The sequence below is a fragment of the Methanomassiliicoccales archaeon genome, from assembly GCA_029907465.1.
Lineage (GTDB): Archaea > Thermoplasmatota > Thermoplasmata > Methanomassiliicoccales > JACIVX01 > JACIVX01.
This window is the reverse complement of sequence record JARYLV010000014.1, coordinates 22851-47071: the sequence shown is the minus strand read 5'-3', so window position 1 is coordinate 47071 and position 24221 is coordinate 22851. Positions and strand designations below refer to the sequence as shown.

General features: G+C 46.1%; 12 protein-coding genes and 2 tRNA genes. 8 read left to right on the top strand and 6 right to left on the bottom strand.

What is annotated here, in order from left to right; all coding sequences use genetic code 11:
- Positions 1-115: 115 nt before the first annotated feature.
- A tRNA-Thr gene (locus QHH00_06215) sits at positions 116-206 on the top strand.
- 70 nt (positions 207-276) lie between these two features.
- Here the strand turns inward: QHH00_06215 and thiC are convergent.
- Positions 277-1557, bottom strand: coding sequence for a phosphomethylpyrimidine synthase ThiC (gene thiC / locus QHH00_06210; GenBank protein MDH7508976.1), 1281 nt, complete (start codon positions 1555-1557; stop codon positions 277-279).
- Positions 1558-1944: 387 nt separating this feature from the next.
- Between thiC and gyrB the strand changes: the two genes are divergently transcribed.
- The 5 genes from gyrB (at position 1945) to QHH00_06185 (ending at position 16708) form a co-directional block, all read left to right on the top strand.
- A complete protein-coding gene (gyrB, locus tag QHH00_06205; protein ID MDH7508975.1) occupies positions 1945-3840 on the top strand; it encodes a DNA topoisomerase (ATP-hydrolyzing) subunit B in 1896 nt (631 codons plus the stop codon).
- Between the two features lie 8 nt (positions 3841-3848).
- Positions 3849-7691 (top strand): DNA gyrase subunit A, encoded by a 3843-nt coding sequence (gene gyrA, locus QHH00_06200; GenBank protein ID MDH7508974.1) that lies wholly within the window; start codon positions 3849-3851, stop codon positions 7689-7691.
- 346 nt (positions 7692-8037) lie between these two features.
- Positions 8038-8739: an ATPase domain-containing protein gene (locus QHH00_06195; GenBank protein ID MDH7508973.1), complete on the top strand. Its 702-nt coding sequence runs from the start codon at positions 8038-8040 to the stop codon at positions 8737-8739.
- A gap of 86 nt (positions 8740-8825) precedes the next feature.
- Positions 8826-10055, top strand: coding sequence for a hypothetical protein (locus tag QHH00_06190; protein MDH7508972.1), 1230 nt, complete (start codon positions 8826-8828; stop codon positions 10053-10055).
- A gap of 398 nt (positions 10056-10453) precedes the next feature.
- The gene (locus QHH00_06185; protein ID MDH7508971.1) at positions 10454-16708 is read left to right on the top strand and encodes a CARDB domain-containing protein; all 6255 of its coding nucleotides are present in this window, start codon (positions 10454-10456) and stop codon (positions 16706-16708) included.
- Positions 16709-16811: 103 nt separating this feature from the next.
- Here the strand turns inward: QHH00_06185 and QHH00_06180 are convergent, their stop codons facing one another.
- Genes QHH00_06180 through QHH00_06160 form a run of 5 tightly spaced genes read right to left on the bottom strand, consistent with a single transcriptional unit; the run spans position 16812 to position 23154 of the window.
- Positions 16812-18515 (bottom strand): type II/IV secretion system ATPase subunit, encoded by a 1704-nt coding sequence (locus QHH00_06180; protein ID MDH7508970.1) that lies wholly within the window; start codon positions 18513-18515, stop codon positions 16812-16814.
- A gap of 11 nt (positions 18516-18526) precedes the next feature.
- Positions 18527-19441: a type II secretion system F family protein gene (locus tag QHH00_06175; protein MDH7508969.1), complete on the bottom strand. Its 915-nt coding sequence runs from the start codon at positions 19439-19441 to the stop codon at positions 18527-18529.
- Between the two features lie 11 nt (positions 19442-19452).
- On the bottom strand, positions 19453-20502 hold the full coding sequence (locus QHH00_06170) for a type II secretion system F family protein (protein ID MDH7508968.1): 1050 nt from the start codon (positions 20500-20502) through the stop codon (positions 19453-19455).
- The gene (locus tag QHH00_06165) at positions 20474-22261 is read right to left on the bottom strand and encodes a type II/IV secretion system ATPase subunit (GenBank protein ID MDH7508967.1); all 1788 of its coding nucleotides are present in this window, start codon (positions 22259-22261) and stop codon (positions 20474-20476) included. Before QHH00_06165 ends, QHH00_06170 begins: the two co-directional genes overlap by 29 nt.
- Positions 22262-22275: 14 nt before the next feature.
- Entirely contained in the window at positions 22276-23154 is an 879-nt protein-coding gene (locus QHH00_06160) for a hypothetical protein (protein ID MDH7508966.1), read from the bottom strand.
- 413 nt (positions 23155-23567) lie between these two features.
- Here QHH00_06160 and QHH00_06155 point away from each other — a divergent pair.
- Together QHH00_06155 and QHH00_06150 are read left to right on the top strand one after the other, a co-directional pair.
- Positions 23568-23661 (top strand) — tRNA-Phe (locus QHH00_06155).
- Positions 23662-23759: 98 nt separating this feature from the next.
- Positions 23760-24191 (top strand): hypothetical protein, encoded by a 432-nt coding sequence (locus QHH00_06150; GenBank protein ID MDH7508965.1) that lies wholly within the window; start codon positions 23760-23762, stop codon positions 24189-24191.
- Positions 24192-24221: the final 30 nt, after the last annotated feature.

The window sequence follows — 24221 nt, the reverse complement described above, 5'->3', positions numbered from 1 at the left end:
AATTAACACATTTTAAGAAATGATTCATTCCTTTTCTTGGGTGCCTGTATTCCCGGCTTTTCAAAGAAATAAGAAAATTTTAAATCGACGTGACGATTTGATGTGCCTGATCGCTGCCACTGTAGCTTAGCGGTAATCTGTGATCGCTATAGAGCGACGGTTTCGTAAACCGTAGGTCGGGGGTTCGAAACCCTCCAGTGGCTCCATCCTTTTCTCTCAATCGAAACCTATGGGTTTTGCGCTCGCGCTAAGCCATCAGAGATTCTGAGGGAGGTCTCAGCAGACACCATCTTTTTTCAGGTACTCCCTCAGAATCTTGATCGCACACACATCGCCGCACATCGAGCAACCTTCGCTCGCCTCGGTAATCCCCCTCGCCCTATACACCCTACCCTTTTCCGGGTCGAGCGCCTCTCTGAACATCCCTTCCCAGTCAAGTGCCTTCCTCGCTCTTGACATCCTGAGATCTCTGTCCAGACCCCTACCCCTCGCGACATCTGCAGCGTGTGCTGCGAGCTTCGCCGCGATCAGCCCCTCTTTTACATCTTCAACGCTAGGAAGGGAGAGGTGCTCAGCTGGTGTGACATAGCAAAGGAAATCTGCACCGTAGTAAGCTGCGAGTGCTCCGCCGATAGCACCTGAAATATGGTCATAACCAGGCGCGATATCGGTAACAAGAGGGCCGAGGACATAAAACGGTGCACCATCACAAATCGTTTTTTCAATTCTCACGTTTGCCTCGATCTGGTCGATCGGTACATGTCCAGGGCCCTCGACAATGACCTGGACATCCTTCTCTCTCGCCCTCCTGACGAGGTCTCCGAGGATGATGAGCTCCTGAATCTGCGGGACGTCACTCGCGTCATGGATGCAGCCAGGGCGAAGCCCATCGCCCAAGCTGATTGTGAATTCGTATTCTGACGCAAGTTCTAGCAAATAGTCAAAGTTCTCATAGAGGGGGTTTTCCTTTCCGTTGTGCAAGATCCATGCAACGAGAAATGATCCCCCCCTCGAAACGACATCAGTGACCCTCTTTGACCGTCTTAGGTACTCGACACTTTCTTTTGTAACGCCGCAGTGAATCGTCATGAAGTCAACGCCGTCCTTCGCATGCTTAATGATGCCATTGAACATGTCGTCCTCGTCCATGTCCACGACGGCGCTCTCCCTCGCGGCCTTCAAGCCTGTTTGATAAATCGGGACGGTGCCAACAGGGACTCTTACTTCTTTGATGATTGTCCTTCGGATGAGGTCGATATCCCCACCAGTGCTCAGATCCATGATCGTGTCCGTCCCATATCTGAGAGCGACCCTCACTTTTTCCAACTCATCTTCCATACGAGGCATATCCCTCGAGGTACCGACATTGACGTTGACCTTGACAGTGAGACCCTCACCTATACCGCAAGGTTCTGGTGAATGTATGGGATTTGAGGGGATCACGATTCGACCGTTAACAATGCCCCTCCTTACGAATTCTGGATCAACACCCTCACGGTGTGCGACGCTAACGATTTCGTCCGTGAGTCCTCTTCTTGCATCTTTAATTGTTACCATTGCCGGGTTCAACAGATTCTCGGTTTTTAGTGTTTGTGCCCAATCACATCTAGTTTTCGCTGCTACAATATCAAATTTGCGGGCTCCAACTTCTTTCGGTGAAGTGAAAAATCATTTCCATCTCTACGTTTCGGCCCTCAGGATGTTTTTTGTTGTTAAATCGGAAGGAGTGAAACCGCACCTTATGCTTCCAAAAAAGCGGGGTTTTTTGTCCTCGTGATCTCGTTCATTTATTTAAATAGCCAGACATTTAGAAGATTATTAATACTATGAGTACATTAGTAAGAACGTCAGAAAAGGGATGGGAGAGCACATCATCCCTTTAGACTGTAAACACGTCTATTTGACACGCTAGAGTTCAACCTGAGGGCATGAGGTTGGGATCGGATGGAAGACTCAAGTTATAACGAAGACAGGATCCAGGTCCTCGAAGGCCTGCAAGCGGTTCGAAAGAGACCAGGCATGTACATCGGCAGCACAGATAGTAGGGGACTCCATCATCTCGTCTTCGAAGTCGTCGATAACAGTATCGACGAGGCGATGGCTGGTTTTTGTACCCGGATCGATGTGACGGTCAACCAGGACGGGAGCGTCACTGTTGAAGATGATGGCCGGGGGATTCCGACAGGCATTTTGCCAAAATACGATCGTCCGGCCGTGGAAATCGTGATGACAACTCTTCACGCAGGCGGGAAATTTGACAGGAAGAGTTACAAGGTCTCCGGTGGACTGCATGGGGTCGGACTCTCCGTCGTCAATAGCCTCTCAGAATGGCTCGAAGTTAAGGTCAGAAGAGAGGGGAAAGAACATTTCGCGCGGTTTGAAAGGGGTGTCGTTGTTGAAAGACTGCGTGTTATAGGGGATGCGAATACCACTGGCACCACAATTACATTCAAACCAGATCCAGAGATATTTGAGGATGTTAACTTCAATGCTGACATACTGGCAAGCAGGTTGATGGATCTTGCGTTCTTGAATAAAAATGTCATGATCACGTTCAGAGATAAGAGAACGGGGCGGGAAGAGAAATTTCATTATGAAGGGGGCATCGTGGAATTTGTTCAATACATCAACAAGACAAAAAATGTCCTCCACGAGAAACCCATTTACATCACTGGTCAACGTGAAGATGTTCTGATTGAAGCAGCTCTCCAGTACACTGATTCTTACTCTGAAAACATCCACACGTTCGTTAATAACATTAATACCATAGAAGGCGGGACACATCTTATCGGGTTCAGATCAGCGCTGACTAGGACGATGAACGACTACGCGAGAAAATACAATTTTTTGAAAGAAGGAGACGAAAGTCTCAGTGGCGATGATGTCCGGGAGGGATTGACGGCGATTCTCAGCATCAAGATGCCCGAGCCACAATTTGAGGGGCAAACGAAGACAAAACTCGGAAACAGCGAGATCAGAGGTCTCGTCGATTCGATGATTTACGAGAAATTATATCAATTCCTTGAAGAGAATCCGAAGGTCGCGGAGGCCTGCATCAAGAGGGCAATTCTTGCGGCTCAGGCAAGGGAAGCCGCGAGGAAGGCAAGAGAGCTGACGAGAAGAAAGGGATTTTTTGAATCGACGAGTCTTCCCGGCAAATTAGCGGATTGTACGGAAAAGGATCCAGCTAAATCAGAGTTGTTCATCGTTGAGGGCGATTCGGCTGGTGGTAGCGCAAAACAGGGCCGAAACAGGGAGTTCCAGGCTGTTCTTCCGCTGAGAGGAAAGATCCTCAACGTGGAGAAGGCGCGGATGGACAAGATTCTGAAGAACGTTGAGGTGAGGAATCTCATCACGGCGCTCGGCACTGGTATCAAGGAAGATTTCGATATTAGCAAGGCGCGGTATCACAAAATCATCATCATGACAGATGCCGATGTGGACGGTGCACATATTCGGACTCTCCTCTTGACGCTCTTCTTTAGATATATGAGGCCACTGATCGAAAACGGTTATATTTACATCGCGCAGCCACCACTCTATCGGATTTCGAAAGGAAATGCGGAGATATACGCGTACACAGAAAGAGAAAGAATCAACGCAGTCGAGCGCCTCGGGAAAGGTGTATCGATTCAGAGATATAAAGGTCTCGGTGAAATGAACCCGAAACAGCTCTGGGAAACGACGATGAACCCGGAGACACGTGTGATGAAAATGGTGACAATCGAGGATGCGAGAAGGGCAGACTTGCTCTTTAATATCCTCATGGGTGACGCGGTTCTCCCAAGAAGGGAATTCATCAGTGCCCATGCCAAAGAAGTGGAGAATCTCGACGTATAGGTGTTTTCATGGAAGACAAAGCGACGCGAATTATCCAGCGCCCCATTGAGATCGAGATGAAGAAATCCTACATCGATTACGCGATGAGCGTGATCGTGGGCAGAGCTCTTCCGGATGTCAGGGACGGACTCAAGCCAGTTCAAAGAAGGATCCTTTACGCGATGTACGATATGGGGCTCCTTTCGAACAGACCACACAAGAAGAGCGCGCGTGTTGTTGGTGAATGTTTTGTTGCCGGAACGCGGGTGCTGACTGATCGTGGTCTCATCCCGATTGAAGAGATTGAACACGGTGACATTGTTTACACGCACCGCGGACGAGCACCGGTGATCGAGTTATACGAGATGCCTCCGAAACCGCTTGTCAGAATAAGATTGGAAACTGGTGCAGAAATTGTTTGTACACCAGAGCAGCCGATTAAAATTCTCAACTCTTCATTATCTTACGAATGGAAGGTTGCAAAAGATCTTACGGAAGGAGATCTTGTCGTTGCACGGTGCATCTATCCAGAAAATCTTGGTTATGCGAGCATGCGATTGAAAGACGGGAAGCAGATCGAAATCAACGAGAAAATTGCCTACCTTTTAGGTTATCTCCTGATGCGGAACTCGATGACCAGGGAAAAAGATCATCTGTTTTTAACCATTTGTGATGATGCAACTCAAGAACAACTCTCTAAAGCACTGAACCAGATTTCTTGTAACGGAAAAGGTACCGATGGCACGACCTCCTCTATCTTATGTCATGGATCGCTTTCCCATATTTCTCCCGATGACTCATCTTCACTTCTTCAACAGATCGTTCAATTGATTCATGAAAAAGATGGCATTCCCGAGCCCCTTTTCCACTCGCCTCGTGATGTCTTGCTTTCTCTTTTAAAAGGAATGCTTGATGCTGGTCTCAATCCCCTTATTAAAAGTGAATCAATCCGTTTACCTTTTGTATCGCGAAAAATGGCGGCCGATGTCCAGCTGATTTTACATCATCTGGGCGTAATCGCTTCCCTAACCCCAATTAACAAACAATCCAGCGAAAGGCCAGTTGAGCGTGATCAGACTCACGCCAATTCCGCATATGCAATCGAAGTAAATGGTCTGTTCGCTGAAAGACTTTTAAAACTGACTGGGCATCGACGTCAAGGCAGGAATGACACGGAACAATCGCCTCTTGCATATATCAAGAAAAAGGTTCCGAGGACCAGCGTCGATAAGGTAGCGTGGTCTAGCTCTCAGATTGCCAAATTCATCGATCAAAGAGAAAGGTGTAAACTTGATCAATCTCTTTCTTGCAAACTCGCAGATCAAATATCGCAATTCCCAGTATCGGTCTTGTCGTTGGTTGATGAGGAAACAGATTGCAATTTGATCGGCGATGTGGTCGGCGAAGAATTGCCATTGCTGGGGGACGCTCTTCAGTACAACCTCTTCTTCATTCGCGTAAACTGCGTAGAGAGTGCTGAGCCTCAGAAGACATATGACCTCGAGGTCGCAGGACCGCATGAATTTGTTGCAAACGGTATCGTCTCGCACAACTGCCTCGGTAAATATCATCCCCATGGCGACATGGCAGTTTACGACGCCCTTGTGAGAATGGCGCAGGATTTCTCAATGCGGTATCCATTGATCGATGGTCAGGGTAACTTTGGTAGCGTCGACGGCGATTCAGCGGCGGCGATGAGGTACACCGAGTGCCGTCTCTCGCCGATTGCGGAAGAAATGTTGGCCGATATCGAGAAAGATACGGTCGATTTCGTCGATAATTTTGACGGGAGTTTGAAGGAGCCGGCAGTGCTCCCTGGCAAGTTTCCGAACCTCATCGTCAACGGCTCATCGGGGATCGCCGTTGGCATGGCGACGAATATCCCGCCTCACAATCTCAGGGAAGTCGTCGATGCGATCGTCCATCTGATTGATAACCCATCAATGGAAACGCAGGATCTGATGGAGTACATCAAGGGACCCGATTTCCCGACCGGTGGTATCATCTACGGGATTAGTGGCATCCTCGAAGCGTATTCAACGGGTAAAGGAAAGCTAAAGGTGAGAGCGCGGACGAAGGTTGAAGAGTTAGAGAATAAGAAGAGAATCGTGATCACCGAGATTCCCTATCAGGTCAATAAGTCCAATCTCATCGAATCGATCGCCGAACTCGCCAAAGATAAGAGAATCGATGGCATTGTCGATCTGCGAGATGAATCTGATCGCGAGGGCATGCGGATTGTCATTGAGCTTCGCAAAGATGTGATGGAGGACATCGTCCTCAACCAACTCTTTTCACATACCCAGATGGAAGTGACCTTTGGCGTTATCAACCTCGCACTTGTCAACAACGAGCCGAAAGTTCTTACGTTAAAAGAAGCGCTCCAGCATTTCATCGACTACCGGAAGAGCGTCGTGATCAGGAGAACGCGGTTTGAGCTTGAAGAGGCGAAGAAGCGCGATCACATTCTGCAAGGTCTCATCAAAGCGGTCGACGCGCTCGATGATACAATCGCGATGATCAGGGCGGCGAAGACGCCTGAGGAGGCGAGGATCGCACTCATGCAGCGTCTGGCAATCACGGAAGAACAGGCTAAGGCGATTCTTGACATCAGATTACAACGCCTGACAGGTCTGGAAATCGAAAATCTGCGCAGCGAGTTCATCGAGATCGAGAAGAAAGTGCGGGAACTAGAAAGTATTCTGGCGGATGAAAGAAAGATCATGGATATTATCAAGAAAGAGATGCTCGAGATCAGAGAAAAACACGGTGATGAAAGGAAAACAGAAATCGTTCACGACGTGCTGGAAATGGATCTCGAAGATCTCATTCCGGATGAAGAAATGGTCATCATGATCACGCATGACGGCTACATCAAGAGGGTGCCCCTTGATATGTACAAGCAGCAGAGGAGGGGCGGGGTCGGCCTGATCGGGATGGAGACGAAGGAGGAGGACTACGTGACAAATCTCTTCGTCACATCTACGCACAACTACCTGATGTTTTTCACGAATTTGGGAAAAGCTTACTGGCTGAAGGCTTACCAAGTGCCGGTCGGCAGTCGACACTCGAAAGGGAAACCGATCGTTAACCTCTTACCAGCGCTTTCGGAGGGGGAGAAGATTTTGGACACGATCCCCATCAAGGAATTTGACGAAAATCATTACCTTGTTTTTTCGACGAAAAAAGGTATCATCAAGAAAACACCTCTCACCGCTTATTCCCATGTGCGATCGTCTGGTATCATCGCTCTAGGCCTCGAACCTGGCGACGAGCTCGTCGACACGAGACTGACGGATGGCACGAAGGAAATCGTCATCGCAACGAAGGGAGGCCAAGCAGTCAGATTCAACGAAACAGAAGTCAGGCCGATGGGAAGACCTGCAAAAGGTGTCATCGGGATCAGACTCTACCCTGGCGACGAGGTCGTCAGCATGGCGGCAGTGAGGCCAGACTCGATGCTTCTTTCGATCACCGAAAACGGTTATGGCAAGTTGTCGCCAGTGTCTGTATACAGGAAGACGAAGAGAGGGGGTAAAGGCGTCATTACGATTAAAACTGGAGAAAGAAATGGCAAAGTCGTTTCAGTTCTCGATGTCGCTCAAAACGACGAAATCATTGTGACCAGCACGCAAGGCATGGTGATCAGGATTCCCGTTGCTGACATCAGGGTCATGGGAAGGGCGACAATGGGCGTGAAAATCATGCGGCTCCGCGAGGGCGACAAGGTTACAGCCATCGCGCGCCTGATCGGTGAGAAGGAAGAGAAAATGGTCGACATGGCGGAAGTGACCGAGGACAAAGATATGATCCCGCGGGAACCAGAGGAAGAGGTCTCTGACGAGGATTTCGATTCTATCGATGAGTTCTGAGGATCGTGTATAATCCAACATTCAATTTCATTACCTTATTTTTTTTACCTTTTTTGAAGCTTTTTCGAACAAATGAAGGATGAAAATCAAATAGGGACTATTGGATTGAGCATCGATGAAAGAGGCCCCTTCTGTTGCTGGCTTGCAATCTTACCTGCAATCATACGCACAAAATCGTAATGCCAATCTATAAACAAAACATTGCTTTTCGATAAGTACACGAGATCTGTGTCGATTTCAATCGTTTTCAGATACCATTGATTAAATTATCAAAATCGATAATTCATTCACAAAGGTTTATTAGTGGCAATATCAATGAATTCCCCCCAGGTACTGGTGCGTAAAGATGTTCAAGAATTCGATACAGGGGCTCGAAAAGGTCTTCCGGACAGATATCGAGTCGCCGAAGGTCGTACTCGTCACAGGACCGCCGGGCTCTCTTAAGACGAGTTTCACATATTCCCTGATTTCCACATATCTCGAAAAGACAGGCGAATATGGATTGTATGTAACGCTTGAGGAATCGGCGGAAAGTCACGTTAAGAATATGAGAAGTCTGGGAATTAAGATAGCGTCAAATCTTGAGATATCCGACTTTACAGACCTCAGAGAACTCGATGAAATCATTGAATCCGAAGCGCCGACAGATTATCTTCACTTTGTTGAGCAAGTCATCGGATACTTCAAGAAAAAACATCAGGACAAGTTCACGGTCTTCGCCCTCGATTCGCTGGGTGCTCTCTACTCGCTTATGGATGATATGAGAGGAATGCGAAAGAAGATGTTCTATTTCTTCAAGACGCTGCGCGATTTTAATCTCATCTCTTTCATCATTATGGAACGTTCCCAAGGAGGATCGGTTGATTTCGTTGGCAACGAGGTTTTCCTTGCGGATGGAATCATTGAGTTAGGTCTCGATCGGACACGCGGCAAACTTGTCCGATTTATCCGAGTTGAGAAAATGAGGGCCTGTGAGCACAGTATGGAAAAGCATACGATTGAGATTGGAAGCAACGGTCTCATGGTTCTTGGCCCTACGTTGGCGTAGCACAATTAATTAATCGCAGATGGAATGATATTAAATCCCTGAGAGGGAGTTAATGAATGAAAGTAGCGATGTGAGGAGGAAGGTCAGTGTCATCGGAGGACAGTATCCCAATTTGGCAGGTCATTGAGGAATTCAAGGAGAAAATCAAGGCGCAGGAAGTCGAAATTAGAAGACGAAAGGAAGAGCTTGATAGAAAAGACGCGGAGTTGAGGGAGCGGAGGCAGCAGCTTGACGAATATGCACGAAAACTCGATGAAAAAGAAAAGGAGTTACTGAAAAGGGAATCAGAATTAGTACCGCGTGAAGAGGCGGTCAAGAAGACGGAAGCGGAATTACTCGAATTAGAAAGGGAACTCAAGCTTCGTGAAGAGGAGAACCACTCGATGCGTATTATCCTTGAAAAGCGCCAGAAAGAAATCACCGAACAAGAAAGTGAAATTCTTGAACTCGGCGAACAGGTAAAGGGATACGAGGAAAAGATCAGGCAGGCCGCTGGTAGAATTCTAGAACTCGAAGAAAGATTGCTCACGGAGGAAAGGGATCTGAAAAAGATTCTCGAAGAAGTTTCTGCGAAGAGAGAGGAGATCCTTGCGAAGGTAAAGATTTTCGAGGAGCAACAGACACTTCTTGCCGAAAGCAAGGCAATCTTGGTGAATGAACAGAAGAGATTGGTTGAATGGGAAAAGATTCTTAACGATAGAGAGGCGGCGCTCAGCGAGCGCGAAAAGATCCTTGCGAGGAGAGAAGCTCTGATTTCTGAAGCGGAAGAAACTGAGGAAGTTAAGGTATCGCCGATAACTGAGCCTTCGGTAGCGCCATCGATCTCCGGAACTGGAGCTCCCGAAGTTTCGGCTGTACAGGCGGGATCAGAAATTGGATCTGAAAGATTCTCGCAAGGTGAGGCTATAAGTCAACCTTCTCATGCAGAGGCGGGCTCTGCGTCAGCGACTCAGGAAACTGTAGCTATGTCTGAGGTAGGTGTGGGCGGAACCGAAGCGAGAATGGAAGAAAAGATCGAGGAGAAGGCGAGTGAGCGGCCGATGGAGAAATTCTGCCCGAACTGTCGGACGATTGTCGATGCAGATGCGGAGAGATGTTACGCCTGTGGAGCGATTCTCAAGGAAGAGAAGAAGGAAGAGCCAAAGCAAAAAGAGGAAATTCAGGCAGAAAGGAAGCGTGAAGAGAAGGTCGAAGAAAAGCCAGCTGGAGAAGAAATACAAGAAAAGACTGAAGAAAAAACTCAAGCCGCGGAAGAGAAGAAGGAACCTAGTGTCAAGCGCTCGATTTCGATCAGAAAGATTATAAGGAAGAAATAAACCAATTTCTGAGAGTCAGAGTCTTCATCGCCCTTTCTCTTCAATATTTTATTCCGTCCAAAAGTACCTTAAAGGATATCTCGTTGGGTTAGCAGTCTCGCAATCTTGCAAATATCAAGACGCAAGTAGAATGGACATATCTATCTGGTATGCAAAATTAATCAATAGACGCCAAATTCTGGATGTCAAATCAGTTTGTGGCTACCAGCCACCAGAGTTCTTATGAGCTCACAACGGATCGGAACACAATTATCGATTCATGAAACGAAGCACATCTTGATTTAAAGATGGCTACTCATCAGGTCTTTTCCTTATTATCATGATAAATTACCTGAATGGATATGTATTTATAATGTTTAATAGCTACTTCAACTGGCGGAAATGTATTTGGTGGGATAATGTTACGGCGAGATCTTGTGAGCAAATCAGTTAGTATCCTGACTGTGTGGAGCTTGATTTTTTCCTCTCTGGCCGGATTCTTTGTCTTTACGATCCCCGAAAAAGGAGAAGCCGCTTCCCCATCGAACGATATGATTGTTGGTGCGGATTACTCAATACGTTACTGGAACATCACGGATACGCTCTATCACATGCGGGGTAATCTCATTATACGATCTGGTGGAATTGTCAATGTCGTAAACGGGGGCCTCGTTTTCGACCAGGACACAGGTCCTGATGGGATTGCGGGAACTGATGACGATCATGTTTATACCTTAATTGTTGAGGACGGCGGGAAGCTCATCCTCAACAATTCGATCCTCACGACTAATCTTAATCAAATTAATGATTATCCGAGCCTCGGCGTCATCGTTAGGAATGGCGGCGTGCTCGAAGCGATCAATTCCGTCCTGAAGTTCCCGGGGCACATGGTTGTTGACGACTCAACACTTATTATGCGAAATTCGACGATGAAAGGACATTCCTCGGCCGACATCGCAAAGTATTGCAATCAGACGCAATTCCCAGCTGACTTTTTCGACGACTTTGCAGTGCTAGCCTTTGTCTCATCAAATATTTATCTTTATGATTCGAGCATCACTGGTTTACTCGAAAGAAACTCGACTTCCCCTGCGTATGATCACAGCTACAGTTTCGCCGCTGACGACGGATCGAAGGTAACTGTCATTTATAATCTCACACGGAATGTTCTTGCAGCTGGTGATGATAACACGGCAGCTGGTGAAGAATTTTCTAACTTGACGATCGACGATAGAAAGCTTTTCGCCGTTGACCCACATGAGAAACTCGCGATCGAGGGCATCGATATTGCGGGATTAGTTTTTGAAAAAGGAGAGGGCGTTAGGGTTACACTATACGCTAAGTACAAGACCGATGCAGGATACACCGGGACAAATGCTTTGAACTGGTCCTTCCGAAACGGTGGTGTATCGTCGTCAACGATCGTACCTAGCGACACGGCAGCTCCTTATGACCCTTCGATCAACAATGAAGTCACTGCCGCCTCAATACTTCCCGATATGTCTTCCGCCGACCTCAGCAAGTTGAACATCACTTTCGAAAACAATGATCCTAATGGCAAAAAAGTGTACTTTAACAGGATCTGGGTCACGGTCGAAATGTCTCTTAGCACGTACAGGAACATCACTTTAGCTGGATCGACTCAACTGACCGCTGTCAATTCGTATCTCGGCGTAGATTTTTCGAGCGAAGCTTCTGAGCATAACCAATTGGTTGTTCTCGACTGCTCGAGAGCTTACCTCTATGGAGTCTATGTTGATACTGAGCAAGGAATCGCCAGATTGCCAGATCGCTCGATGGCTTACGTTCCAGCTGACAAAGTCGTAACCGCGCTACCCCTTTCTAGAGGTGCAGATGATGATACTGGGGAACAGTTCGCGAACCTTACAGCAGACGATAACCAATATTACGTGGTGGGTGACGGAGAAAAATTGCACATATTTAGGTTTAATGTAAGTGACTTGTCTGGGAATATCTCAGAAATCGTTATGAAAGTTATCTACTTTACCGAACCTGGATATACGACTAGTAATTATATCACGTGGTATTTGGCAGGAGAAACTCCGAGAAACTCATCAATTCGGCCAGTAAATAGCGCCGATGAAACACTTGGAATTTATGACCTATTTTCATCAGGTGTAGATTCCTTTGAAAAATTGGAAAGACTTAATATCATTTTCAATAATAGTGGCGGGAGGATCGTTTATTTCGAAAGAGTCTGGCTCGAAATCACTCTAAGACCAAATATCTACATTTATAAATGGCTCAATCTTACGCTGTTAGATTCTCAATCTCTACCGGTCGCCAATGCCATCGTAAACGTCACTGTATCAGGGTCGGGCATTCCAGCATATTATGTCTCTCCTGACGGTGTCGATACAATTCCGCCAAGTGTAGTTCTTGAGTATCTCGGAAAGGATGCAACAAGTTTCAAGCAGACAGGACAATTTGGAGAAGTTAAGATACCGCTGCTGTGGGAGGTTATCAACGAAACAACAATGCCGAATGCACAACAGATCGTAGGCGGATACTCTGTAAATATAACATATAGAAACACGACGGGGAGCATGTTCTACGGGTCGTGCGGTGTCGACTTTCCGACATATCCAGCAATTGGGGAAGGGGATCAAGTTGTTTCGAAAACAATTGTACTCTCGAATTTAGTTGTAGACAAACCAGATCTGGCGATTCTTTCTTTCACCTACATGCCTGTGACAATCTATGTAATGGATCTCGTCGTGTTCACAGTGAGGGTTTCAAACGATGGCCTGACTGCAGCTTCGAATATTAAGATTGACTTCTCAGATTTTTACAACGGGTCGTCTAGGCCAATTGGCAATCTGACAATTGCATACCTTTCTGCAGGATCAGCAACTGATGTAACGATTCTCTGGAATGGAACAACCTCAGGTGTTCATATTATCACCGTTGAAGTAGACAAGCTTAACCTCGTCCCAGAATCAAACGAAAACAATAACCATCTCTCAACCCAAGTCTATGTGGCGCCTCTTCTACCAGATCTTTCAATTACATCAGCAGATATCAGAATAGGGCCAGAACCGATTTCAACCGGTGCTTTATCGTACATTAACGTGACTATCCACAATATGCTGGGAAGATCAGATGCAATTAATGCCACCGTTGAGTTTTACGCAGGAAATCCCCTAAGTGGCGGAAGTCTTCTTGGGTCAACAATAATCAACGTACCTGCGGGGGGATCGAATGACACCACTTTCAACTGGATTCCGTCTCAAATAGGAAATTATCCAGTCTATGTTTACATCAATCCTGAACGAAGAATTAACGAGTATTCTTATGCCAATAATCTTGCATTCAAGAATGTCAGCGTTCAATTATCTCCGAACATAAAAGATCTCGTTATCGACGATAATAGAATCGTTGAGTTCTTATCTGGCTCATATTATCAAGGAGGAAACATAATCGTCAAGGATAATGGTACTTTGATTCTTGACCAGTGTACCCTAACAATTCTGCAACAAAGGTCCGATGAATTTGTTATCGTCGTTAGTGACAATGCCTCAATCATACTTACTTCGGCAACATTGACATCGGACTTTAACATGAAGGTTTACCTATTTGATAGCGGAACTCTCAGCATCAGCGCATCTTCTGTTCCACCAGTTATAACCATCGTAGCCGATGACGAGAGTAGATTATTGATTTCATCTTCAACACTAGCTTGTGATATCATAACTCCCACTACATCGTCTGCTACAATCGTTGCTGACAATACGACGTTTTACAGAAGTTGGTCTTCGTTTGGGGGCAATGCGAAAGCGCATTTGACGAGCATTTCGATACCTTCGATTTCCCCGATTGAAAACGCAGAAGCCTGGCATTATCGATGGCTGTCTGTAACAGTGTTGGATGGGGTTGATCAACCTCTCCGTGGTGCTTTCGTTAACATTGCTTATTACCTCAATGGTACATTGTACACGGGCGCTTTGACAGGAGAATCTGGAAAAACAGTTGTCCGAGCTCCTTGTGATAAGATTAATTCCACTTCAATTTGGTTCATAGGGAACTACAAGATTAATGCGACATATTGGTTTAATGGCGTACCGTACAACACACCCGGGTCAATTGGAGCTTCATTAAAGCCATATTCACCACCTGCACCACTTTCCAGAGATGATCTATCTGTTATCGTAAAAATCCCAGGTGCGTTACCCGATCTTGATCCACCTTTCTGGGTCTCTAATACTTCGCCTGCCCGTGGACAGGCTGTTACGCTCATTGCCAACATCACAAACATAGGCGTCGTTCCAGCAAGAAATGTTGAAGTCAGATTCTACGATAATTTTTATGATAACGAGTCGCGCCTCAAGCGTACGGTTATCAAGAATGCGATCATTCCAATCATAAATCCTTTCGAAACAGTGAGTGTGGGCGCTACTTGGACCGCCACCTTGCCACTGGGTGAACATAATCTTTCTGTTGTCGTGGATCCTGACGGTCTGATCCCTGAGATGAACAAGTCGAACAATTTGAATTACACGATTGTTTTTGTTCGAGGCATTGCGCAACTTTCAGTCGCTGCTGGAGGATTCTTAGTCTCTCCCGATTCGCCTGTTACAAACAGTTCAGCGACTGTCAGCGTTCGAGTTCTTAACACAGGGGACGTCGAGGCTGAAGACGTTAATGTGAGTTTCTATCAGACAAGATCTGGATCGGGTCAGGCACTGATAGGATATAGCGTTGTGTCGAGGATTCTTCCTGGTGGAACTGGGATTGCGACGATTTCCTGGATTCCGAATCATCCCGGTTCTTGGACAATCACTGTTATCATCGATGAGAATGGAGAGATTGAGGAAGATAAGAAAACGGACAATACCGCCTCTATGAGTGTTACGGTGAAGAATTACGCTGATTTGACGCCCACGTCGATCGTCTTTACCCCTGCGAGCCCAGTTAGCGCTGGAACACACATTCGGATGGATCTGAGCATCATGAACGCTGGGGAAAGTAGCATTTCTGGTGCGGTTGTTCGATTCTGGCTTGGAGCCGTTGGAACGGGAAAAATCATAGCTGAGGAATTGACAGGCACCATCGGGCCTGGTCAAACTGGTACCGTCTCGGCTGAGTGGGATGTCGAGATCGATCCAGGGTTGAGCATTCAGACGAGGACAATTTTCGTAATTGTGAACCCGGATGAAATCCTCCCCGAGATCCGTTACGACAATAATCTTGCAAGTGAGCAGCTAGTTGTCTTCGACACCAGATCGGATCTGAGTTTCTTGGGAGCCCCCGAGATCACGTTGAAAGGGCATATCGTAAATCAGACATACGTCGGTGAGACCGTCGTCATAGGTGCTAAGATTCGTAATATTGGGTATACGTCAGCATTCGGGGCAAGGATTGCTTTTTATGCTATCGACGAACACTCGAACTTAACATACCTTGGATCTATCACGAAAGATGTTTCCCCGGGAGCTACAGTTGTTGCAAATCTGACCTGGCCGGTCAACTTGACGGTTGGAACATATTCGATCTTTGTTCAGATCGATCCAGACGGACTCATTGATGAAAGCAATCGCAATAATAATGATGTGAACACGTCTCTTGAAATAATCAGACCATCGCCAATCATCTCAATTGACCTTGGTAATGTTTACAAGTATAAGACGGGAGACAACATTCCTGTCAGTGGACGTGTCACGAATGAAATCACTGGGAACGCTCTTGCAGGCGTTGCGGTTACGGTTAGTCTTATTGATGCAGGCGGTGTTGTCGTTAGCGGTCCATACGAGGTTACTACAAATTCTGAGGGCTATTTCGATGCCGTTGTTTATATCCCACTCGGTGTTATCGGTTCTTGCAATGTAAAAGCAACAACGATTATTTCAGGTGATCAAACAAGTGATTATACAGCTGTTTCGATTGAAAAAGGCTTTACTGAGACTGGTGTTGACTGGTGGATTTATGCATTGATCGTTGCGATCGTTGCTGCGATTATCATCGCATTCTCCGCTTATCTGTACAAGTATGGACTCGGAAAGATGGTTGAGTGCGGTGAGTGCGGAGCATTAATCCCAGAATCATCACGTCGTTGCCCCAAGTGCGGTGTCGAGTTTGAACCTGGGACGGTCAAATGCAGCGAATGCGGAGCATGGATACCAGCAAATTCGGCTGAATGTCCTGAGTGCGGCGCAAAGTTCGTCACGGAGCCTATTCCCGAGGAAGAGGACGAATACATCAAGAAGATGCGGGAACAGTATGAAAAGTCAATTGAAATCTACAGAGAGCAGGCGAGAAGTGTACTCGGTAAGAAATATTCTGAAGAGAAGTTCAAACAATGGTGGAAGAAGCAGCCAACCTACATCTCGTTCGAGAAGTGGCTCTCTCAGGAAGAGGAGCGCCGGAAGCTCGGAGCGTTCGCTTGTCCCGTTTGCGGCACCCTTAACGCTAGAGGTTCGACCGTTTGCCATAAGTGCGGTACAGTTTTTGAAGCGAAGAAAGAAGTGAAAGAGGAAGCGCCCGCGACTCCTGAAGAAAAACCGAGAACACTCCGTCGGATTGTCAGGCGACCTGTCGAGAAGAAAGCAGTGCCCAAGGAGGGAGCAGAAAAACCAGAGGAAGCGAAACCAGAAGAATCAGCTGGCGAGCAGACACAATCACCTGAAGAAAAGGAAGAGCCGAAAGAATCTCAGTGATCTAGGTTCTTTCCACTCTCTCTATTTTATTTTCGGCTGTTCATTTTCAGTAAACCATTCATTTCTATCTACAATGAATAAATTTACAATGAATAAATTGATTTTATCCTTCTGCAAGTTTCTCTCTGACCTCTTTAATGACTCGTTCAGGATCTCTATAATACGCTGAGACGATTTTCGCGACGGTCTTATAGTTATCAACATTCGTCTTCTTCATGTATTCGAGAATGTCAACTCTGCGCTTGACCTCTCGTTCCATTTCACGTGGAGACCAGTTTCGAATTGTTCGCACTTTTTCGAACACGTAAGAGTGACCGCTGAAACTGAAAGTATCATCGGCGGGGTTCCAACTGTGAACCGTGTTGGTGATGAGTTCGCCCGTTTCAGGATCCATACCGACGATCTCCGTGAGCGATTTAACACGCCTTGTCATTTTCGTACCGACTTTCACCTGTGCCTGGAGCAACACAATATCGAGTGCGGTCAGCAGCGCGCGCGGTAGATTGATCGGATCATTTTCCATCCTGTGAACCATCGCCTGGACGTCCTCAGCGTGGAAAGTTGAGTAAGCAGTCTTACCAGTTGCCATTGCCTGGAAAACCACATAAGCTTCCTTTCCTCTCACTTCGCCCACCATGAGATACTGCGGTCTCTGTCTCAGCGCCGCAGTCAGTAACTCAAACATGTCAATTGTCCCAGCTTTGTTGGTGCTTCCCTTCCCCCCGAATCCTTCTCTCGTAAGCGCGGGAATCCAGTTCTCATGCGGCAAATTGAGTTCCCTTGTATCCTCGATGCTCACGATTTTCATCTGTGGAGGAATGAAGAGAAGGATCGCGTTCAGTGTTGTCGTTTTACCACTTGCAGTACCGCCGCAGACGAGCATTGAGCTACCATATTCTGTCGCAATCCAGAGATATGCCATCATGTCTGTGCTCATCGTCTTGAATTTGAGAAGATCGATGGGCGTGAACGGATTTTCCTTGAATCGTCTGATCGTAAATGACGAACCTCGTTTCGTCACATGTTTTCCCAGTGTAGCATTGAGTCTTGAACCGTCTGGAATTGTCGCGTCAAGAATAGGATCGGCGACAGAAATATGCTTTCCACATTTCTGAGCGAGCCAGACAACGAACGAGTCAAGTTCCACCTCATTATCGAATCTGATATTCGACTTGATTGATCCATATTTCCTGTGGAAAATGTACAATGGAATGCCGACGCCATCGCACGAACAGTCTTCAACATTAGGGTCTGTCATTATGACATCGATGACGCCGTATCCGATGAAGTCCCTTCTCAAATAATAATGGATCCTTTCGCGAGAAACTGGGTGAAGGGAGATTCCGAAATTCTTTAAGAGGGAATCTGTTGCAAGTCTCAAGATTTCTTCCTTCTCTTTAGCTGTCTCCACATCTGTAAGATTGAGTGTCAATATGAGCGAATTCTTGAGAACGTCAAGGAGATTCTTCTCATCTTCAGAAAGACTTGGTTCGATGACTTCATAGAGATATTCACCAGCAGCGTTGTCATATTTTATTCTCACAAAAGAATATGGGTCGAGGATTTTCGTTAATTCAACTTCGTCAACATTGATGTCCGTAATCTTCGGAATTTCAGTGATGACGTCAAGAGGTCCTTTTGAAACACTAACTGGAATTCGAACCTTGAGAGGTCTGTCCTTAATCCTGAGAAGAAATGAAAGATATTTACTCGAAATTCGTCCAATTCGCTTTCTTTCTTTACCCTCCTCAATTTCTGCGGTCATCATCTCGGGCGGTAGCGTCTCCACATCGGCCACATCAGTCATTTTCTACCCTCCTAAATCAACCTTGTTCCAATCAGACCTATCAGCAGCATAATGAAGCTGTGCCTCATTCCATTCGTAATTCTACCGTCTTGTAGCACTCCCGCGAGAATTCCATCGCCGAAGGCATGGATGACAACTGCGATGACAAAAATGAGCTGGATCTGCGGTATCACATCTGCCTTGATCGTTGCTGGCATGTTGGTAATGCCCGCTTGCTCAGCTCCCTCAGCAACCTGTCGGCCGGCTTCCGCCATTTTCGGAAGAAATGTTGAATTGAGGATAAAGATCGTTGCGATGAAGACTGCAAAGGCGATATATGTTACAACCATGTATGTCGACATCGCGATTTTCCGTTCGTTTTCGTTTAACATAGTCTCTCTGGCATCGTGAGCAACCATTGTGAGGACATCAGCAACGCTCCCACCGGCGTCATTTGCTTTGATGATGATAGACATCATTCTGTTAACCAGTGGTGTATTGACCCTTTCAGCAAACAATCTCATCGCATCTGCTGCAGGCACTCCCCATTCGATCTGTGCTGCCATTCTTTTGATCTCGGGCGTGAGCTTTCCATATCGACCACCAGACGCTGCCTTTACAGCTTCTGCGAGTGTCATTCCGAAGCGGCCAGCTTCTGCAACATCTCTGAGAAAGTCTGGAAGTCTTGATTCGATGTCCTTGATCTGTTTGTGTTTGTAGGTTGTATAGAATCCGTATGGACCAGTGATCGCCATCAATCCGATTGCTACGAAATCAATCCATTCTAATCCAGTCTTGAGTCCACCGATTGCATCAAGGAAACCGATGAAGAAGAAAATCACCATGAAAACAGCACCGATGACGAGGATTGTCCTGGAGAGGTCCCTCTTTTTCACGGTCAGCTGCTTAATATCGATGACGTCTTTCGCCTTCTTCTTATCAATCATTGGGCCCCTCCTCAAATACTTGCCTCCTTCGTCATATTCCATATGTAAAAAATGAATCCAAACTGGGAAAGCGGAATCATGAGACCGACGACTATGTAAAGCAGCATAAGCGTTGATTCGGATCCACCACCTCCGCCTGGGACAATTGCCATGATCGCCATGATAACGACAAGGAAAAGCGGAAAGGCAACGACAACCGTTACGAACGACTCCGCCATTAGGCCGAGATTTTCCAGCATTGATCTCATTTCAAGCTTTGCTTCCTTTTCGAACTGCTCGGCTTTCTGCAGGAAGTATGGCTTCAGCTGACCACCAGAAGTCGAAGTCGTGACAACGCCCTGCAAAAATTCCTGAAACTTTCTCGATGGTGTCCGCTGCGCTGCATTGCTGATTGCTGTAAGTATATCCATTCCGAGCAGTTCGGTGTCCCTCGTGATCCATTCTGCCTCATTCCTGATCTCGCCGTATATCGGCTGTCTCGATAATTCTTTGAAAATTACATCGACATTGACATCGGCCGACGCCATTGCAGATATGAAACTCATAGCTGGCCCGATTCTTTTATCGATGTCCCTTGCTCTCCTTTTTGCAACGGACGCTGGCTGAGAGATGAGCATCACATAAGTCAGAAGTGGAGGAATCACGATCATTAAGACGGACACGAGGAGAACAAGCGCAGCATCAACGTGTAGGAAACTGAGTATTAATCCACCAAATAGAATTGATATCACGGCAGATGCGATGCCTACAAGGATCGTTGTCATCCAGACATACGCTGTGTATTCCTCTGGTCGCATCTTCATATGCGCCTGGAGAAGAGCCTGCTCGAGTTTCGGATTCGGTTTTGCTTTCAACCTGACAAATGCACCCAAGGTACGCCAGCAAAATTGCTGGTATTTAGTAAGCTTGACGTACTCAGGAATAGCGCCCTTAGGTAGTTTCACCATATGGGGCCCTTTAATTTCCTCCTCCTCCTCCGCTCTTTTGGTTTTGAAGTAGAACTTCCTTATCGATTCGAGTCGTGCGAAGATATCAGAGACTTCGGGCGCCAGCGTCCGCACCTCCCTCGACCAATTCCCTTCTCACCCTTTTGATAGTTGCTTCTGGATCTTTATAATATGCATTGATCAGCGACCAGATTTTTCGGTGATCTGTGATATCTTTCATGACCATGTATTTGATGATATCGACCCTGCGATTGAACTCCTCGACCATCTCTTCATGCGTGAGGTTCTTCATTTCCATGATTTTATCAAAGAGAAAGCTATGTCCTTTGAAAACGAATTTGTCTGTTGCCTGATCCCATTCATAGACGGTATTGGTGATGAGCTCGTTTGTTTCTGGCTCGAATCCAACGATCTCGATGACCTGTTTGATTCTTCTCACGAGGTCCGTTCCCACCCTGGCATGCGTTTGAATGATGACATTCCTGAGCGCTGTTAGTAGGATTCTTGGGCAGTTGATCGGGGGATTTTCAAGTCTGTTGACCATTGATTTCACAGAATCGGCATGCATTGTCGAGTATGTAGTGTGTCCAGTTGCCATGGCCTGGAACATGATGTATGTCTCCTTGCCTCTCACCTCACCAACAATAATGTAATTGGGTCGCTGTCTGAGTGAAGCTCTCACAAGATCGTACATATCGATCTCGCCAGGTGCTTTGCCATCTGGTCCCCGCTCCCCAACACCACTTCTTGTCGTTCCGGGAACCCAGTTTTCATGAGGCAAATTGATCTCTCTCGTATCTTCCATCGTGACGATCTTTGCGCCTGGAGGAATGAAAAGTGCGATTGCATTGAGTGTCGATGTCTTACCACTAGCGGTACCGCCAGCGATAATCGCAGATTCTCCATTTTCAACGCCAAGCCAGAAATATGCTACCATTTCAGGACTCGCAGTCCCATATTTGATAAGTTCAACAGGCGTGAAGGGCTTTTCCTTAAATCTGCGAATTGTAAAGGTCGAACCTCTTGTCGTAACTTCATTTGAATAAGTTGCCTGGACACGGTGTCCTTCGGGCGTCGTACCATCGAGTATAGGAGTAGAAACCGATATTTGTTTTCCGCATCTCTGGCCCAGCCCAACGACATATGAGTTTAGGAATTCTTCGTTATCAAATTTAAGTGTCGTTTTAATACTTTCGTATTTTCTATGGAATAAGAAGATCGGGATACCGACGCCATCACAAGAGATATCTTCGACGTTTTCATCTCTGATAAAAGGATCAATGGGTCCGTAGCCAACAAAGTCCCTTGAAATATAATATCTTATCTTCCTTTTTGCAATTGAATCAATTTTGATGCCTCTCGTTTTTATGTATGATTCAACGCTCTCTGCGAGGTATTCTTCCTTGTCAAGTTCCGTGAATTTGTCCCATTCGTAACTGAGTGTTCGTCCAAGTGTATCTTTTATAAGGTCAAGCAATCTCGATTCTTTTTCATTTAGTTTTGGTTCAATCGCTTCGAGCAAGTATTCATTTGTTCGCTTGTCAAAAGTGACCCGGACATAAGTGTAAGGTTCAACGACGGGATATATCTCTACAGTCTCTATATTTGGATCATCAATGGGAGGGATTTCAGTTATAATCGACCCCCTCGACTTCGACCATTCGATCCGTTGCTTCACCTCAGTTACAGGAAGTCTTACTCGTGATGCTATACCTGGAGTAATGGTTCGGAGAAACTTCAAATAAGAATCTCTGATTTTCTCTTTTATTTTCCTTTCTCCCTGAATTTCGGTAACGAACTCATCATTAGTGATCTTCTCTTCAACCGTTGAATCCGACAGGGTTGGTTTTACTATTTCGACATCTTGTGTCATTTCACCACCAAGGATCATGTCTGGATCGAAATCTCCACATAGCATCGATCATATCTTACCGTTCCTGCGTTTTTTATTTGAAATACTATGTCAGACAACCCATCTCCGGATTCCCTACTATTTATAGAATAATCTGTAGGCAGGAGATTTGATTTTGAGCAAAGATCCCTGAGGTATTGTTCCCATGCATTTCCGAATCGGGTTATTATTTTGATTGTGACATTATAATCGTTCCCATAGCCTACACTAAAACTGTCAGAATCTGATCCGATTAAGTTCAAGTTAAGGCCGATTGAACCGGTTCCACCGATCGTCGCATTTGAACCAACCAAATTAATCTGAGTAATCACAATGTTCACTTTATCATTGATTTTCTTGAGGCTAATTTCTGGAACGGCTCTAATAACCTGTCCGTCAGGCTGCTTAACAATAATGGCCCCATTTTCATATGCGACCCATTGTTGCACGTAGTATCGATTCGGCGCCCAAAGCTGGATGATTCCGCCTCCGCTTTCCGAGACTTCAACCCTGGAGTTAGAAAGAGTGTAATTGAATCTCAAAGAAAAACTGCTGCTTGAACTTCCCATCGGAACGAAAACGAGTTGCCCCGCGGTTGGGGAAGCAAATATGGGGATGCCGTCAGCTCCTAAAGTAATTGGCGAATACATTACGATATCTGATTCCCCCGTGATTTTCGCACTTTTTATCATGATGTCAATTTGTCCTTTCAAGTAACCAAATTGATTCAGAACCTCGTTCATATGAGACCTTTCATTCGCCTGCATCCAAACTGGGATGTAGGAATTCGTGAAAAGTGAAAGAAATGTTAGGAAAACGAGCAGCGCCATGATCGTGCCGACAGTTGATGCCACAGCTTCCCTGTCGCGCTTCAAAAATCGTGATCTCCTAAGTTTGAGACAATCAGCTCCCTTGCGGGACTTACACATATCCTCACCAAGCGCCAGATTCGATTTGAAAAAAGCTGCATATTACTATTTAAACATGTCGTGAATGCTGGCTTGTTTTGAGAATGAGCTCCTCGAACCCGAGTGGGATCCGAGAGTCTGAAATTAAAATTGCTGTATGAGAGAATCTGATGTAATCCTCTTTGGTCTCGTGCGTGGATTGGCTAGAAGAATACCTTCTCGCAGTAATTAACTATTCGAACGGGCCGATGAGCTATCTGTCGGAACTTTTGCTCTCGCCTGAAAATTGCGTCTATTTTATTGTCCATCCCCGATCGATAGATCAAATCAAAGGTTGGGCAAAATTTATTACAGCCTTCTCCTTTTGGTGATAAAACAACGCCGCGGTAACTCAGCTGGGAGAGTGCAAGACTGAAGTTGCCCATCTGGAGATCAGAAATCTTGAAGTCGCTGGTTCAAATCCGGCCCGCGGCACTTTTTTGCTTTTATTTGCAAATCTAAAATAATAAAGCGACGAAACATCTATTAATCGAGTTTGACAATCGACTAGAAGAGATTTGGGAAGGACTAAAATGATGCAAGTCAAAGGCTTTGAGGCGAATGGTATCGAGGCAAAGAGGTTTTCCAAGGTGGGGGAACGATTTGTAAATATAAGGATCGATCAAAACAGCAGCGTTACACGAATATCGAAGGCTTCCGATGATGATACTGCATCGGTCGAATTCCGTTTCACGACAAATTACGCTGGTATTGGTTACATCAGGATCGAAGGGCAGGTCTTTCTCTCAGGGGACGCGGGCAATCTTGTTGATGAATGGACGAGAACTGGTTCGATGCCGGATGAGATTGCTAATATTGTTCATAACGTCATCGTTTCGAACTGCATCCCCATCGCGCTTCTCGTGGCAAGAGATGTTCGTTTGCCCCCTCCAATTCCACTCCCAAAGATCAACATTCAAAGAAAAGGATCTCGCGGTCCTGGTGAGAGTGTCGAAGTTGCGTGATCTCTTGGAAACTTACATCCAATGCACATT